This window comes from Weissella paramesenteroides, from assembly GCF_036327715.1.
Lineage (GTDB): Bacteria > Bacillota > Bacilli > Lactobacillales > Lactobacillaceae > Weissella > Weissella paramesenteroides.
Map to the genome: position 1 here is coordinate 1,016,529 of NZ_CP130559.1, position 14,074 is coordinate 1,030,602.

The following is a 14,074-nucleotide window of genomic DNA, read 5'->3' on the forward strand; positions in this document are numbered from 1 at the left end:
TATTTAACATGCATTATACCGCTCGGGCGCATACAAATATTGCATTACTAAAGTATTGGGGAAAAGTAGATGAAGCACTCATTACACCTACGACAACCTCAATTTCATTGACACTAGACGAATTTTATACTGATACAACTGTTTGGTTTGATAAGTCGCTGCAAAGTGATCAATTAATTCTTGATGGTGAAACAATTTCTGGTAGTGCAGCTCAGAAGGTCAGTCGATTTTTAGATGTAGTCCGAGAAATGGCTGATATCAATGACAAAGCCTACGTTGTTTCTAATAACCACGTTCCAACAGCAGCTGGGTTAGCTTCTTCAGCATCAGCTTTCGCGGCTTTAGCTGGTGCTGCTAGCAAAGCTGCAGGATTAAATTTAAGTGTTACGGAATTATCTAGATTAGCACGTCACGGCTCAGGATCAGCGACAAGATCAATATTTGGTGGTTTTGCCAAATGGGTTCCTGGTGATGATCGTACGTCATTTGCTACACCCATATTTGAAAAAGTTGATTGGCCGATTCAATTATTGACGGTGGTTATTAATGATCAGCCTAAAAAAATTGGATCACGTTTAGGTATGCAACATGCTAAAAATACTGCCCCTTTTTATGATATGTGGGTAAGATTAGCTAATAGTCAAGTTAATGACATGATTTTGGCAATTCAACAACATGATATTGTGAAATTGGGTGAACTTGCTGAAGCAAATGCTTTGCAGATGCATGCAATGAACACAACATCAGTCCCTCCTTTTAACTATTTGACGGATAAAAGTTGGCAAGTTATAATGATTGCTCAGGAATTGCGGGAACAAGGAATTCCTGTGTATGCAACAATGGATGCTGGCCCTAACGTGAAATTAATTTCTCGACCAGAGGACACATTCATTATTAAAAAAGAACTTGCCCATATAGTGACAAGTTCGCAAATTATTATCGCTAGTCCGGGTCACGGAATAAAAGTTACTTCAGGAGATAAAATATGATAGCAACTGCTAAAGCGCCAGGTAAATTGTACCTTGCCGGTGAATACTCAATTACTCTACCAAATCAGAGTGCGATTATTGTCGCCATTGACAAGTACATTACAGCAACAATTGATAAGATCGATGTTCAAGAAATTCAATTGAATAGCGACCAATTAGGAGATCTTACTATTCCAGTGGAGCAACTGGATCAGATATCCTACCCAGATGACTGGCAATTGGTTATACGCACGATCCAAGTGTTGAATAAATATCATTTTGATGATACTTCCGCTTTTCCAGGTATTAAAGTAACCCTCAAAAGTGATCTCACTTTTGAGGGTAAAAAGTTAGGGTTAGGTTCTTCTGCTGCAGTTGTCATGTCTATTATAAAGGCATTCCACAAACTGCTTGATCTTAAGTTAACTGAACAACAGCAGTTTAAATTAGGTGCACTTGTAATGCTGACCCTACCCCATTTTGATAAAGGGTCGATGGGTGATTTAGCAGCTGCAACATATGGTGGCGTCATTTCATATCGTAAGTTTGATGATCAATTTGTAAAACAGTTGATACAACAAAATTCAGATTATGAAACAATCATAAGTACACCTTGGCCATATTTAGACGTTCAACAATTAAATTGGCCATCAGAATGGCAACTTTTAGTCGGTTGGACTGGCAAAATTGCAGATACACAAAAATTGCTCGAAACAGTATCTTCAGCAGAACAAGTAAAAGCAAAAGAAATGTTAGCGTTACAAACACGAGATATTATTACAAATATCAGCATGGGAATCAATAATGCAGACTATTCATTGATTGGCATAAACATTTTTTATAATTTGACCTTCTTAATGACATATACTCATCAAGTTGGTATTAACTATTTAACTGAAGATTTATCAAATGCCATTTCCGAAGCCGTAGATTTAGATGTTCCTGCAAAAGTTTCTGGAGCTGGTGGTGGTGATAACGCTATTGCTATCGCCAATAATGATGAGGTGGCTGAAAAACTTCGTCAAGCTTGGCAAAATGAGGGAATTATTCCATTGCCATTAAATATTGCATTATTAGGAGAATAATCGTTATGGAATCAGCGCACGCACATCGAAAAGATGAACATTTAGCATTGGCTGAAGCCGAATATCGGAGGCATCAACCAGTATCATCATTAGAACAAGTTCGGCTGATTCACCAAAGTTTACCGGAATTAAAAATTAGCGATGTTTCGACAGCAATTAGGGATGAAAATTTTAACTTTACTACCCCTTTTTATATTGAAGCAATGACTGGTGGTAGTATTCGTACATGTCGTATTAACCAACAATTGGCTGAAGCCGCCAAAGAAACCGGCTTAGCAATGGCCGTTGGTTCTCAAAGTGTTGCTTTGAAAGATAAAGATGCTGTTGAGAGTTTTACTATTGCCCGTGAGACAAATCCAGACGGTTTTATTATGGCCAATATCGGTGCTGGACATTCAGCACAATCAGCACAGCAAGTTGTTGATATGATTGGTGCAAATGCGCTTGAAGTACACGTTAATGTCGCACAAGAAGTCGTTATGCCTGAAGGAGACGAAAATTTCTTATGGCTTGATAATATTATCGAAATTATTCAAACCGTATCTGTTCCTGTCCTAATTAAAGAAGTTGGTTTTGGTATGGATGCGGCAACGATTAAGAAATTATACGAAAATGGTGCAGAATACGTTAATGTTGGTGGCCGTTCCGGTACAAATTTTGCTGTTATTGAAAATCGCCGCTATCGTGATAAGGAATTCAATTATGATTTTTTATATGATTGGGGACAAACGACAGCAGAAAGTCTGTTAGAAGCACAGTCATTACAGCAAAAACCAATTATTTTTGCAACAGGCGGTATTCAAAATCCGTTAGATGTTTTAAAAGCACAAGTCTTAGGGGCTAAAGCCGTGGGAGTTGCTGGACATTTTCTTCATACGACTCTTCAGGATGGCACAACTGGTTTAATTAATGAGATCACAAGTTGGCAGCAACAATTAAGAAAATTATATGCACTTGTTGGTGCTCGTTCTGCAAATGATTTAACCAAAGTCCCCTATGTACTCTCAACAGAGCTACAAAATTATAAAAATCAACGACAATTATAATTTTAAGGTTTCGGTTGTAATTACAAAGGTTTTCTTAAACATTTAAAATGAATCTTCAATTTACTTAATTTCTCACCTACTTTAAATGCAAAGGCGTAAAATTAAGATATGAAAAACATGTTAACAGAAAGTATTCGTCAAAAAACTGACGATCAAATTATTGACGCAACGCTGACATTGTTGCAAAGTCAATCCTACGACCAACTTGCGGTTACAGAAATCACCCGTAAGGCAGGCGTGTCACGGATGGCTTTCTATCGCCATTTTGGTACAAAAGAGGCAGTCATTAAAGCTATTGTTGTCCAATTAACACAAGATTTTGAAAAAGAAGCTGCGGAATTACCTTTAAATTCTAGTGATATTTCACGAGCATTTTTTGGCTTTGTAAAAGCAAATGGTATTGCAATTGCTGTCTTACTTAATGCTGGGTTACGAGAACAATTCTATCCGCCACTAAGAGATATACTGCATGGTTTATACGCAGAATTACTACAAAGTAAGGTTTCTTTTAATCGGTCAATTGACTACGTTTCTGACTTTACTGCATCAGGTATGCTCGCTTTAGCTATCCGTTGGATTGCAACTGGCGCACATGAATCAATAGATCAGATGGTAGAAATTGCTAATGAAATGACCACTGCTCAACATGCAAACATTTGATTATATAAAGTAAAAGGACTTGATAAATTGTTTATCAAGTCCTTTTATTATGTGTTATTTACGTTGTTGCTTTCCAGCGTTACGACCACCATTTGAATTGCTTGTACGTTCTTGAGTTGATTTTGTGATATCTTTACGTCCAGCTTGCTGTTGCTGCTGTTGTTGTTCTTGAGCAGCTTGCATTGCTTCAGCAAATCGTCCAGTTGGCTTTGACTTAATTTTACCAGCCAAAGCGTCATCAACAACATCTTTCACTTCAAAAGTTTCAGCAACATGAGCTTTCAACCTTGGACGCCAAACAATAATAATTAGAGTTTGGAGAATCATCACTAATGCACCAGCAAAGAAGTATAACGCAATACCGGCATTAGTAACCCAAGTCATAAACAACATCATTACTGGCATGACGTACATCATCATTTGCATCTGCTTCTTTTGCTCTGCAGGAACCCCAATTATTGATAAGTATGCTTGAATACCATAAGCAACAGCTGTTGCAATTGCTAAAATTGGTGCGTGAGAAGAAAGATTAATGCCAAAAAATGATGCATGAGCTATTTCATTAGAATATCTAATTGCTGAATAAAGTCCCATAAAGATTGGCCATTGGATAATCAATGTTGTAAAGTTCATCCCGCCTAATAATGAAACATTATTCTCACGATAGATTGTCATCATTGCTTGTGAAGCTAATAGTTGTTCTTCTTGTGTTTGCGCATTTTTTTGTGCATCCTGTACTTTTTTTAATTGTGGTTGCAACAAACGCATTTTTTCTTGTTGAATTGTTGCGTTACGTTGTTGATGAACCATCATTGGTAGCAAAATTAGTCGTACAGCCAAAGTCAAAATAATGATTGACCAGCCAACTGCATTTACTCCCCCTATTGTTGATTCTGACCAGTTCATAAAGTCAGTTAATGGACTTTTCAGAAAATCTGCATGTCCAGTAACGAACAAAACGACTAGCACAATTAATAATATGGGTGTTAAACCTTTAATTTTCATGGAGTATGTCATCCTACCTATTTCATTTTTTCAAGTAATAATTATATCACGAAACGTGATGTATGTTCTAATTCTTTGGCTACCCTAAAAAATTAAGGGCTAAATTTATTAATAATAGATGCAATGTCTTTGATAACGAGTGACATTGTACCATCTGGTTTGTTAATAAATTCAACTTTACTTTTATCTTGGTAGATATCCATCGGAATAGAAATTTCAATTCCTGAATCAAGTTTAAAACGTTGTAAACGATATTTTTTTTCAATCTTTTCAATATTTGGTACGACAATATCTTCGTTTAAATGCTTATCATTTATAATCTCGTGATATGCTTCTTGTGCTGAAGTATTGCCATTAAAAACTGATTCAGCAATTGCAGCAGTACTAATTTCACCATCATCTTGAACACTATCAAAAATTGTATTCTGTGTATTTGCTAACACTTCATGCTCAGGAAGATCAAATTTACTAGCGACAGATTTAACAGCTTGTTTGATCACTTTAATATTGTCTTTAGTTGAATTCTCTGGTGAAAGCTGCAAGAACTTCTCCGAAAAATAGTTAATGCGATGGCCATCGATTAGATAACTCTTTTCTAATAGCTTATAGGTACCAGACATTAAATTAATTAACACACCTTCATCAACAGTTTGTGTTGCGGCGGGTAATACTGCTTGGTTTAAGACCAAGTTGTTAATTAATTTGTCATCTTGATATTCAACGGCATGTGTATATCTCGGCGTGAAATTCAATTTCAATAGGCCAAAGAAATCATCCGCACCCTCTGAGAATTCGACAACCAATAAATCTCCTGCTGGAATAGATTCACTGGGGGCAATAATTTCGAATAATTGTTCAGCCAAATCTGTTGCTTTCTCTGTAAAAGAACGCGTGTCATTATCTGATACAACCATGCCAATTGTATCGTTGTCAGTTAATTGACCTATCTTGTAGTCGCTATTTTCAAATTTTTCAATCAACTTCTCAATGTATTCATGTAAATTAGGCTGAGCTAAGTCTAATTCATTTTGAGATGCAATTAAATTGCCACTATTTTTGTCTAAAACATGCAAAATCACGTGCTTAATAATCATATTTATATCCTTCATAACAAAAAAGTAAGGTCAAATAGCAATAAGAAATTTTTCTCGTAACTATCCTGCCCTACTTTCTTTATTAATTTTTATCCATGTTTTTAATTGGTAATGTGATTCTAAAAATTGATCCTTGTCCAATAGCAGATTCCAGTTGAATATGTCCACCATAACCTTCTACCAGCTTTTGAGCAATACTTAGCCCCAAACCGTTACCACCTTGCTTTCGAGACCTTGCCTTGTCAACACGATAGAATCTATCGAAGACACGACTGGCATCTTCAGGACTAATTCCTTCACCAAAGTCTTGAACAGCTAACTCGACAACATTGCCTGAACGTGAAGCAGCAAAATGAATTTCTTTTCGCTCCTGGCTATATTTAACAGCATTATCAGACAAAATAATCAATATTTGCTCTAGATGGTCACGATTCATATTAACAATAGTTGGACCTTTCAAATCATCATCTATCATAAAAGTAAATTCAGGGTGAATCATCTTGAAGTTCGTATAAATGCCATTTATCAACTCTTTTGCATCAGTATCGCCATCACGAAATGTTAATTCTACCTGGTCAGCGCGAGTCAAGTCTAACATTTCCGACACTAATCCTTCCATTCTACTTATCTCTTGTAGTGATGCAGCGATGGATTCATTTAGTACTTTCGGATCATCTTTTCCCCAACGGTTTAGTAATTCCATGTGACCTTTAACAATTGCAACAGGTGTGCGCAATTCATGAGAAACATCTTCTACGAATTGATGTTGTTGTAGAATAAAGCGTTGCATGCGGTCTAGCATATCATTTAGCAGGTTAGATAAGTCAGTTAATTCATCAGGTTTGCGTTCTTCATTAACAACACGAACCTGAGCCTGTGGATCACGATTAATATCATCAACAGTTTTCTTGATATTATCAATTGGACGCAAGAAAAATCCTGACAACCAATAGCCCCATAATGCAATCAAAAATGAGCCAAGAATAATAAGAATTGCAATGATAGAGTAGACACGATTGAACGTTTTATGATAACTCGTCAAATGATTTTCAACAACGATATGACCAATAATTGTATTGTTATTGTTGCGTAATTCTTGATGGCCAACCAGCATTTTTACGCCTTGAATACGTTCTGTTCTAATAACGCGCTTCTTAGTTTCATGAAATGGAATCCTGGCTCCTCCGACAGGATATATTTGAGCGCCATTTTCGTTGTATACCCGAATCGTATAATCTTTTCGAGTAATTTGTTGCAACACTGGATCATTAACGACTTGATCAAGATCCGTGCTATCTGGGCGTAGTAATTTATCAATTTCAGAGGGTAACATCTGAGATTCATTGATATGCTGCAGTCGATTGGTTACGGCATTTAGCGAACTAGATACCTGCTGCTTTTCAGTGTCCATCATTTGAGTTGCAAATGCCTGCATCACAAACCATGTAAAGATAATAAATATTAAAAAAACACCAGCAACAGATCCAAGTGCCCATTTCCACTTTAAGGAGAGGCCTGTACGTTGTGGTGTTTCTTTAATAATGGACGTTTGCCTACCCATTAAAATTCCTCCAAATTACTGGCGCATTACGTATCCAGTACCACGAACCGTTTGGATATATGATGCTCTTGAATCAGGTTGATCAATTTTATTACGAAGGTAACGGATGTACACATCGACAACATTAGTCTCAATTTCTGAATCGTATCCCCAAACCTTCTTAAGTAACTCTTCACGTGATTGAACAACATTAATGTTTTCCATTAAAATTAATAATAATTCATATTCACGTTTTGTTAAATTAATGATTTCATTACCGCGACGAGCAATTCGATTCTCTTTTTCAACTGTCAGATCACGATATCGAACGACACTTTGATGCGTACTGTGCTCTTCTGTTTCAATATCAATACGACGTAGAAGTGCACGAACTCGAGCCAATAGTTCTTCGATAGCAAATGGCTTAACAACGTAATCATCTGCACCGTAGTCCAATCCTGATACACGGTCGATAACAGAATCACGTGCAGTCATCATAATAATTGGTGTATTCTTTTCTTCACGTAAGCGGCGAGCAACTTCTAAACCACTTAACTCGGGTAACATTAAATCAAGCAAAATTAAGTCAAAATCATTTGCTAAGGCGGCATCTAACCCACTACGCCCATTATCCTCAACGTGGGTTTCATACCCCTCATGTTGTAATTCTAACTCAACAAAACGAGCCAAATTTTCTTCATCTTCAATCACAAGCACACTGCTCATACGCTATACCTCTGGTTACTTTCTTACAAGATATAATGCCACTCCACTACTCTGGCATATTTATTCTAATCATACCATGATTTTCTAATAAATCATAGTTTTCCCCTATTGGCGTCGACTTTTTGGTGTTTTTGATAAAGCAAAAAAATTATAATTGTAATCGGTAAGGTAATTATGACACCTAGTAACGCATATAATAGCGACAGCATTGAAGAAGTAAATAATTTTGCATTTAAAATTTCGCTAAATGTATATTTTAATTTACTAAATAATACTGCTAGACTCAGAAAGTCTGCTAGAAAACCAAAGAGTACGGTATTAACAGCAGTACCTATAATTTGCTTCCCAAGTAATTGTCCAACGCCTATCAATTCGTTATCTTGAAGTGATGGTTTGCTGTTTAATAATTCGCCAATACCTGTTGCAATGGCAACCGATGCTTCAGCAATCGCTCCCAAAGTTGCTAATAGGGCCGCCACGATTCCTAATGTACCAAAGTTTATATTAATGGCTAGTGATAATCCCTCCAACTCCTCAGAATTTTCTTCTGCAAAGCCTTGCGCAATGGCAATATGTTCGGTAGGTAATATAACTGCTAATAAAATTAACATAACAATGAGACTTGCAATTAAAGCAATGATCGTCGTTCTTTCATCAGCACTAGCACTTAGAACGGTTACAGTTAATAGACTCGCACCACCAATAAGTAGCACCCAGAAGGCATTAAATTGAAAACTAATTAGTATAGTCATCACAACCATAATGGCAAAACTGATCCATAAACTAACAAAAGCTCCAATTCCTTTAACACCACCAATTGCTAGCATTAAAGCAAATAAGATAACTGATAACATCATTAAAACACTCATGATTGTATACCTGCTTTCTTTTGTTGCCATTTATGAAGGATCCAAACCCAAAATATACCAGCTGGAACTGTTAAAACAATACCGATAGCACTGATTAGTGTTTGAATCATCCCCAGTGATAAGTTCATTGTGTAAGTGAATCCCCAATTGTTCCCATTTCTTAAATATAGAATGGCCATTGGTATTTGTTCAGCCATAAAAATTAAGAACAATGTATTACTTAATGCTCCAAAAATTTCTTGACCAACATGTCTTCCAGTAATTAATAGATCCTTTAGACCAATATCTGGATGTTCACGTTCAACACTAAAAAGTGTCGCAATCATATCTGTTGCCTCATCCATGACAGCTCCAAGCACACCAACTAACGTCATTGATAAAAACATTGGTTGTGGCAATTGGGTTATAAACGACATTAATTCAAAATGAAGCCCCTTACCCTTTGTTAAGCTGAATACCAGCAAACCAATTGACATGGCTAATATTGTCGAAGTAATCACAGTTAAAAGAACAGTCCAAGTGAGCCTGTTCTTAATTCCCATAACAAACATTAATGTTATCGCTGAGGCAACCAGACTAAACAAAATAAACAGCCAGAAAATATTGGCATCCTTTGTGATTAAATTCAAATATATTGTAAAAATAAACAGTACTACATTAAGGAAAAGTGATGTGGTCATCATCACACCTGCTTTACCAGTCGTAATGATTAATACACCAATAACTAGAATTAAAATTGGTATCCAGAAAGCATCTCTTTTAAAGTCCTTTAAACCCCATGATTTTTCTGACTTTGATAAGAAAATTTGATCATGCTGGTGTAAAGGTTGTGTAATAGCCATTGCATCATCATAAGTGTTTTTAAATGAAATAATTTCATTTTTCTTCTCGGTATTTAATATTTTAACCTTAACCCGCTCATCATGTTGTTTGATATTATTACCGTATTGGTCCTGTAGAGATTGAGATGATAAGTTTTTCACGCTCATCACTTCCCCTACAGGTTGTTGATACCAACTTGCATTATGTCGTAATACAAAAAAGCTTGTAATCATCAAAATAAACACAACGAGGAATTTTAAAACAATGATTCTTGTGCTTCTTTTTTGCATTAATTAAACTCCCGACGATTTGCTCCTGCCATTTGGACTTCTTTAGAAAGAAACTTAATTCGCTGCATTAATCGTTCTGCTTTGACCGGTTCTGCGCCATCCTTGGTAACAGTAAAGTGTTCTTTTTCTAATTGCTGCATAGAAAAATTAGAAGTAAAGAAGGTCGTCAGTTCATTTTGCATGCGATATTCTAAAATAACGCCCAAAATATCATCTCTGACCCATGAAGTTAATGACTCTGCGCCAATATCATCAAGGACTAGAATAGGTACTTGTTTAATCGTATTAATCATTTCTTGTGGCTTTTGGTCTGTTCCAATCGAGCCACGAATTTCCACAACAAAACTTGGTAAATGGACTAAGGTAACAGGAATACCTTCTAAAGCTAATTCATTTGCCATTGCCCCCATCAAGTGGGTTTTACCAACACCATATGAACCATGTATATAAAGTCCACGATGATACTCATCAGGGTCTTGTATATAGTCATTAATAAAATTTAGAACGCCGGTCAAGGCCGCAAGTCGCTCAGCATCATTTTCAGAAAAATCGTCTAAACGCGCCTTTTTAATTAACTTTGGCATACCAATAGATTTTACTAAATGTGCCTGCATACTCATGCGTTGTGCTAAGAGTGTTTCTTCATCCGGTTCATAGATAATAACAATCCGTCCTTCGGTAACGGTTAACGCTGGTGTATATCCCTTGTGGACTACTGGTTTGCCATTTTTTGCATTATTCCGCTGTGAATAATATTCATAAAGAACTGCGAAATCACGTTCAATTATTTTACGAGAAAGTTTCGTCTTGTTCTCGTTGAAAAAACGACGAATATCAGCATCTTTAAAAACTTCATTTTGTAACGCTTGGTATCGAGTATTTAATTGCTTTCGATCCATAAAGTCCCGTAATGCATCCCCAACATTCATTGGAGATGAGTCTGATGTTTTTATTTCTTTTTCAAATTCTTGTTCACTCACAGTTAGTTCTCCTCTGAATTATTCTGTCTGCGTCGAGCTCGCATGGCTGCCAAAGCCTCCCTAGCTGAATCGGCATCTGCTTTAGAAATTGGCGTACCATGTTGATTTTCCCAATCAGGACGTGTTTCTTGCTTATTTTGTCGTGACCATTTTTTAGATGATTGTGACGTTTGTCGGGACTGCTGTTTCTTAGATCGACGTTGTAGATATTGTAACGCACTGACTGCATCAGTAACATCACTTTGTGCCCAATCATTCACAAGTGTCTGTAAAATTGTTTTATTTAAGGTTGTTCTGTTCTCAATAACAGTTAATTCATACAGCACAATGTTTAGCACTTCAGGTTCGACAATATTCATTTCTGCAATATCCGACATAGCCTTCACTTCGTTATCAGCCACAAAACCATTATTTTTTTGCCGTAAATTCTTTAAGAATTGTAACGGAGCTACGGATTTTGCGGTCTGTACTAATCGAATTGCGGGGTTAGATTCATCATTTGATGACTGTTTGGGTTCGTTCGTTTGTACTTTTGTTTCAATACCTTTTGTGCGAACTTGTATTTTTTTGAAATTACCTTCAAGTGATTTCTTAATTGCGGGCAAATCAATTTGTTTATTTGGAGAAGTTGTCGCTTGAATGACTCTGACTAACTCAATATCCGATAAACCATACAGTGTTTTTTGAATCATCAAATCAGCTTCGTTAGCCTGTAGCGTTCTCAATTTAATACCATAGGACTTTAACATATCCGCCATCAGACCTAAATTCAATGATTTAGTGGCCTTACGAACTTCTTGAGCTAAACCTTGCTCGTGATCACTTGTTGAAAATGGTGCATGATTTCGATGAACGAAACTTTCCTGACCAGCTAAGTCAAAAAAAGTCTTTGATACGTTCTCACCAGCAATTTTTTTGGAATCAGGTAGTTCATCCTTAACTAGTTCATCAAATAATTCATCGCCAAGATAATGTGCTAGTAGACTAGAAAGTAATGCATCTGACAGAAATGCGCGCACTGCCATTGGCGGAAAAATTTGATACGTCCATTGTGAGCCAAAATTAGTGGTTTGTTTATATGATTTTACTAATCCCATACCCTCCAATTTACTCCGAGCAGTTAGGAAAGCCTGTTGATTCATTGCTAATTGATCTAAAAGATCAACATGTCTATCTTTTGCTTCTGATGTTTCTCCAAGAGTTGCCCAAGCCAAATAAAGGGTATACGCATCACGGCCAATGATTGGTAAGTATACCTTAGTTAATGATCGTACTGCGGTCATATCAATTAATTCATCATATATAAGCCGATAGCGTTGTTGTATAGAAAAGTCCGCCATGATTCATATTCTCCTTTACTAAACTGATTCAGTAATTTTTTGAATAACTTTATCCACTTGGGTTAACGTGTTTGCAATCGTACCTGAATTATCAACGATAAAATCTGCTAGTTTTTCTTTCTCAGAAAGAGGCATCTGCGCATCAATCCTGCCCTGTGCGTCTTCCTTAGTTAAATTGTTCCGTTGCATTAATCGGTTTAATTGTATTGATTCTGGTACTGTTACAACCATAATTGCGTCTGCACCAGCAATATTATGATTCTCCAATAACAGTGGAATATCTAAAATAACTAATGGTGTTTTGTCCTTAGCTAATTTTTGTAATTCATCAGTCATCATTTGTTGAATTCGGGGATGCGTAATGTCATTTAATGTTTGACGCGCTGTCATATCATTAAATATGATTTGTCCTAAAAGTTTTCGATTTAATGAGCCATCTGATTGCAACACTTGCTTACCAAAAGTATTCACGATATCAGTTAGACCTGGTGTACCTGGCTCGACAACCTTTCTGGCATATTCATCAGCATCTAATACCGGAATTCCCTTAGTTTTTAAATAGTTCGAAATGGTCGTTTTGCCTGTCGCAATACCACCTGTAAGTCCTAATTTGAACATTATTTTGTCCTTTCAATCTGACAAACTGGGCAATAGGTCGTCCCTCGTTGAGCAACTTTAATCTTGACCAATGGTTCTCCACAACGTAAACAAGGTTCCCCCACTCGTCCATAAACTTGCAATTCATTTTGGAATTCTCCAGCATTACCAAATACATTTGTAAAACTGTGAACTGTCGTCCCATGATGCTCAGTTGCTCGTGCTAGTTCAGCAATGATATTTTTACGTAAAATAGCTAGTTCGTCTGTTGTTAATTGATTTGCTGCTGTGAGGGGATGAATCTTTGATTGCCAAAGTGTCTCATCCACATAGATATTCCCTAATCCAGCAATATGATTCTGATTTAACAAAAATGGCTTCACGTGCATTTTTGATTTACCAAATTCAGAAATCATATAATCCAATGTCAATGTATCTTCTGTTGGTTCAGGTCCAATCGTTGCTAATCCGGCCACTGTCATGACCTGATCATTGGGTACGATATTCATACGACCGAACTTACGTGTATCTCGATAGAACAGATCCACCCCATGATCTAGATGGAAAGTTACTAAATCATGTTTACCTGGCTTTGTCCCAGCTGGTACGGTATAGTATGATCCCTCCATGCGAAGATGTGACACCATGGTGATGCCACCTGTAAATCTAAATAATAAATATTTTCCGCGACGATCGATCTTTAGAATTGTTTGATTTCGTAAAGCTTGATCAAATTCTTCTGCTGTAAAACCGCCGACTGTTTTTTCCCATCTAACTTCTGTGCTTTCAACCGTGCGACCTGCCACTAAATTTGTCAGTCCGCGGCGAACAGTTTCTACTTCTGGTAGCTCTGGCATATCTCTTTTAAACCCCGTTGTATCAATGTTTTAAATTTTATTCTTAACAAAAATCTTAACTGATGATTTTTTGTTTAACCTTTATTAAGTTTAACCTTATCTGTTTTAGTCCTACACAATATTATACTATCTTATCCGAAACATGAAAAAAAGCCCACTAAGTTATGCAATTTAGCATAGCTCAGTGGGTTTGAT

At 36.6% G+C, this 14,074-nt stretch carries 14 protein-coding genes; 4 read left to right on the forward strand and 10 right to left on the reverse strand.

Going from position 1 to position 14,074, the window contains the following annotated elements:
- Positions 1-8: 8 nt before the first annotated feature.
- From mvaD to QRX23_RS04965, 4 genes are all read left to right on the forward strand, one after another.
- On the forward strand, positions 9-989 hold the full coding sequence (gene mvaD / locus QRX23_RS04950; RefSeq protein WP_330154885.1) for a diphosphomevalonate decarboxylase: 981 nt from the start codon (positions 9-11) through the stop codon (positions 987-989).
- Complete coding sequence (locus tag QRX23_RS04955) at positions 986-2,053, forward strand: phosphomevalonate kinase (RefSeq protein WP_150222434.1); 1,068 nt, start codon at positions 986-988, stop codon at positions 2,051-2,053. Before mvaD ends, QRX23_RS04955 begins: the two co-directional genes overlap by 4 nt.
- Positions 2,054-2,058: 5 nt before the next feature.
- Positions 2,059-3,099, forward strand: a complete 1,041-nt coding sequence (fni, locus tag QRX23_RS04960) for a type 2 isopentenyl-diphosphate Delta-isomerase (RefSeq protein ID WP_330154886.1) — start codon at positions 2,059-2,061, stop codon at positions 3,097-3,099.
- A 108-nt stretch (positions 3,100-3,207) separates the two neighbouring features.
- Positions 3,208-3,759, forward strand: a complete 552-nt coding sequence (locus QRX23_RS04965; RefSeq protein WP_002827141.1) for a TetR/AcrR family transcriptional regulator — start codon at positions 3,208-3,210, stop codon at positions 3,757-3,759.
- Between the two features lie 54 nt (positions 3,760-3,813).
- On the opposite strand, the gene yidC is transcribed toward QRX23_RS04965, so the two are convergent.
- From yidC to mutM, 10 genes are all read right to left on the reverse strand, one after another.
- On the reverse strand, positions 3,814-4,764 hold the full coding sequence (gene yidC, locus QRX23_RS04970) for a membrane protein insertase YidC (protein WP_330154887.1): 951 nt from the start codon (positions 4,762-4,764) through the stop codon (positions 3,814-3,816).
- Between the two features lie 92 nt (positions 4,765-4,856).
- Entirely contained in the window at positions 4,857-5,858 is a 1,002-nt protein-coding gene (locus tag QRX23_RS04975; protein ID WP_330154888.1) for a nucleoid-associated protein, read from the reverse strand.
- An 82-nt stretch (positions 5,859-5,940) separates the two neighbouring features.
- Positions 5,941-7,419: a HAMP domain-containing sensor histidine kinase gene (locus tag QRX23_RS04980; RefSeq protein ID WP_330154889.1), complete on the reverse strand. Its 1,479-nt coding sequence runs from the start codon at positions 7,417-7,419 to the stop codon at positions 5,941-5,943.
- A 15-nt stretch (positions 7,420-7,434) separates the two neighbouring features.
- Positions 7,435-8,124, reverse strand: a complete 690-nt coding sequence (locus QRX23_RS04985; protein ID WP_002827135.1) for a response regulator transcription factor — start codon at positions 8,122-8,124, stop codon at positions 7,435-7,437.
- Between the two features lie 92 nt (positions 8,125-8,216).
- Positions 8,217-9,023, reverse strand: coding sequence for a YibE/F family protein (locus QRX23_RS04990; protein ID WP_238698533.1), 807 nt, complete (start codon positions 9,021-9,023; stop codon positions 8,217-8,219).
- Entirely contained in the window at positions 8,990-10,105 is a 1,116-nt protein-coding gene (locus tag QRX23_RS04995) for a YibE/F family protein (RefSeq protein ID WP_330154890.1), read from the reverse strand. Before QRX23_RS04995 ends, QRX23_RS04990 begins: the two co-directional genes overlap by 34 nt.
- Positions 10,105-11,085, reverse strand: coding sequence for a primosomal protein DnaI (gene dnaI / locus QRX23_RS05000; RefSeq protein WP_150222423.1), 981 nt, complete (start codon positions 11,083-11,085; stop codon positions 10,105-10,107). The genes QRX23_RS04995 and dnaI overlap by 1 nt, the downstream gene beginning before the upstream one ends.
- A gap of 2 nt (positions 11,086-11,087) precedes the next feature.
- Complete coding sequence (locus QRX23_RS05005) at positions 11,088-12,425, reverse strand: replication initiation and membrane attachment family protein (protein ID WP_330154891.1); 1,338 nt, start codon at positions 12,423-12,425, stop codon at positions 11,088-11,090.
- An 18-nt stretch (positions 12,426-12,443) separates the two neighbouring features.
- Positions 12,444-13,043: a dephospho-CoA kinase gene (gene coaE, locus QRX23_RS05010; protein ID WP_150222419.1), complete on the reverse strand. Its 600-nt coding sequence runs from the start codon at positions 13,041-13,043 to the stop codon at positions 12,444-12,446.
- Complete coding sequence (mutM, locus tag QRX23_RS05015) at positions 13,043-13,879, reverse strand: bifunctional DNA-formamidopyrimidine glycosylase/DNA-(apurinic or apyrimidinic site) lyase (RefSeq protein WP_002827125.1); 837 nt, start codon at positions 13,877-13,879, stop codon at positions 13,043-13,045. The genes coaE and mutM overlap by 1 nt, the downstream gene beginning before the upstream one ends.
- Positions 13,880-14,074 lie beyond the last annotated feature (195 nt).

Bases quoted from the DNA above. Each gene is read 5' to 3' on its own strand.
- QRX23_RS05005 (WP_330154891.1), bottom strand. From the start codon at position 12,425: ATGGCGGACTTTTCTATACAACAACGCTATCGGCTTATATATGATGAA.
- coaE (WP_150222419.1), bottom strand. From the start codon at position 13,043: ATGTTCAAATTAGGACTTACAGGTGGTATTGCGACAGGCAAAACGACC.
- QRX23_RS04975 (WP_330154888.1), bottom strand. From the start codon at position 5,858: ATGATTATTAAGCACGTGATTTTGCATGTTTTAGACAAAAATAGTGGC.
- QRX23_RS04955 (WP_150222434.1), top strand. From the start codon at position 986: ATGATAGCAACTGCTAAAGCGCCAGGTAAATTGTACCTTGCCGGTGAA.
- QRX23_RS04965 (WP_002827141.1), top strand. From the start codon at position 3,208: ATGAAAAACATGTTAACAGAAAGTATTCGTCAAAAAACTGACGATCAA.
- mvaD (WP_330154885.1), top strand. From the start codon at position 9: ATGCATTATACCGCTCGGGCGCATACAAATATTGCATTACTAAAGTAT.
- mutM (WP_002827125.1), bottom strand. From the start codon at position 13,879: ATGCCAGAGCTACCAGAAGTAGAAACTGTTCGCCGCGGACTGACAAAT.
- QRX23_RS04985 (WP_002827135.1), bottom strand. From the start codon at position 8,124: ATGAGCAGTGTGCTTGTGATTGAAGATGAAGAAAATTTGGCTCGTTTT.
- yidC (WP_330154887.1), bottom strand. From the start codon at position 4,764: ATGAAAATTAAAGGTTTAACACCCATATTATTAATTGTGCTAGTCGTT.
- QRX23_RS04990 (WP_238698533.1), bottom strand. From the start codon at position 9,023: ATGGCAACAAAAGAAAGCAGGTATACAATCATGAGTGTTTTAATGATG.
- QRX23_RS04995 (WP_330154890.1), bottom strand. From the start codon at position 10,105: ATGCAAAAAAGAAGCACAAGAATCATTGTTTTAAAATTCCTCGTTGTG.
- QRX23_RS04980 (WP_330154889.1), bottom strand. From the start codon at position 7,419: ATGGGTAGGCAAACGTCCATTATTAAAGAAACACCACAACGTACAGGC.
- fni (WP_330154886.1), top strand. From the start codon at position 2,059: ATGGAATCAGCGCACGCACATCGAAAAGATGAACATTTAGCATTGGCT.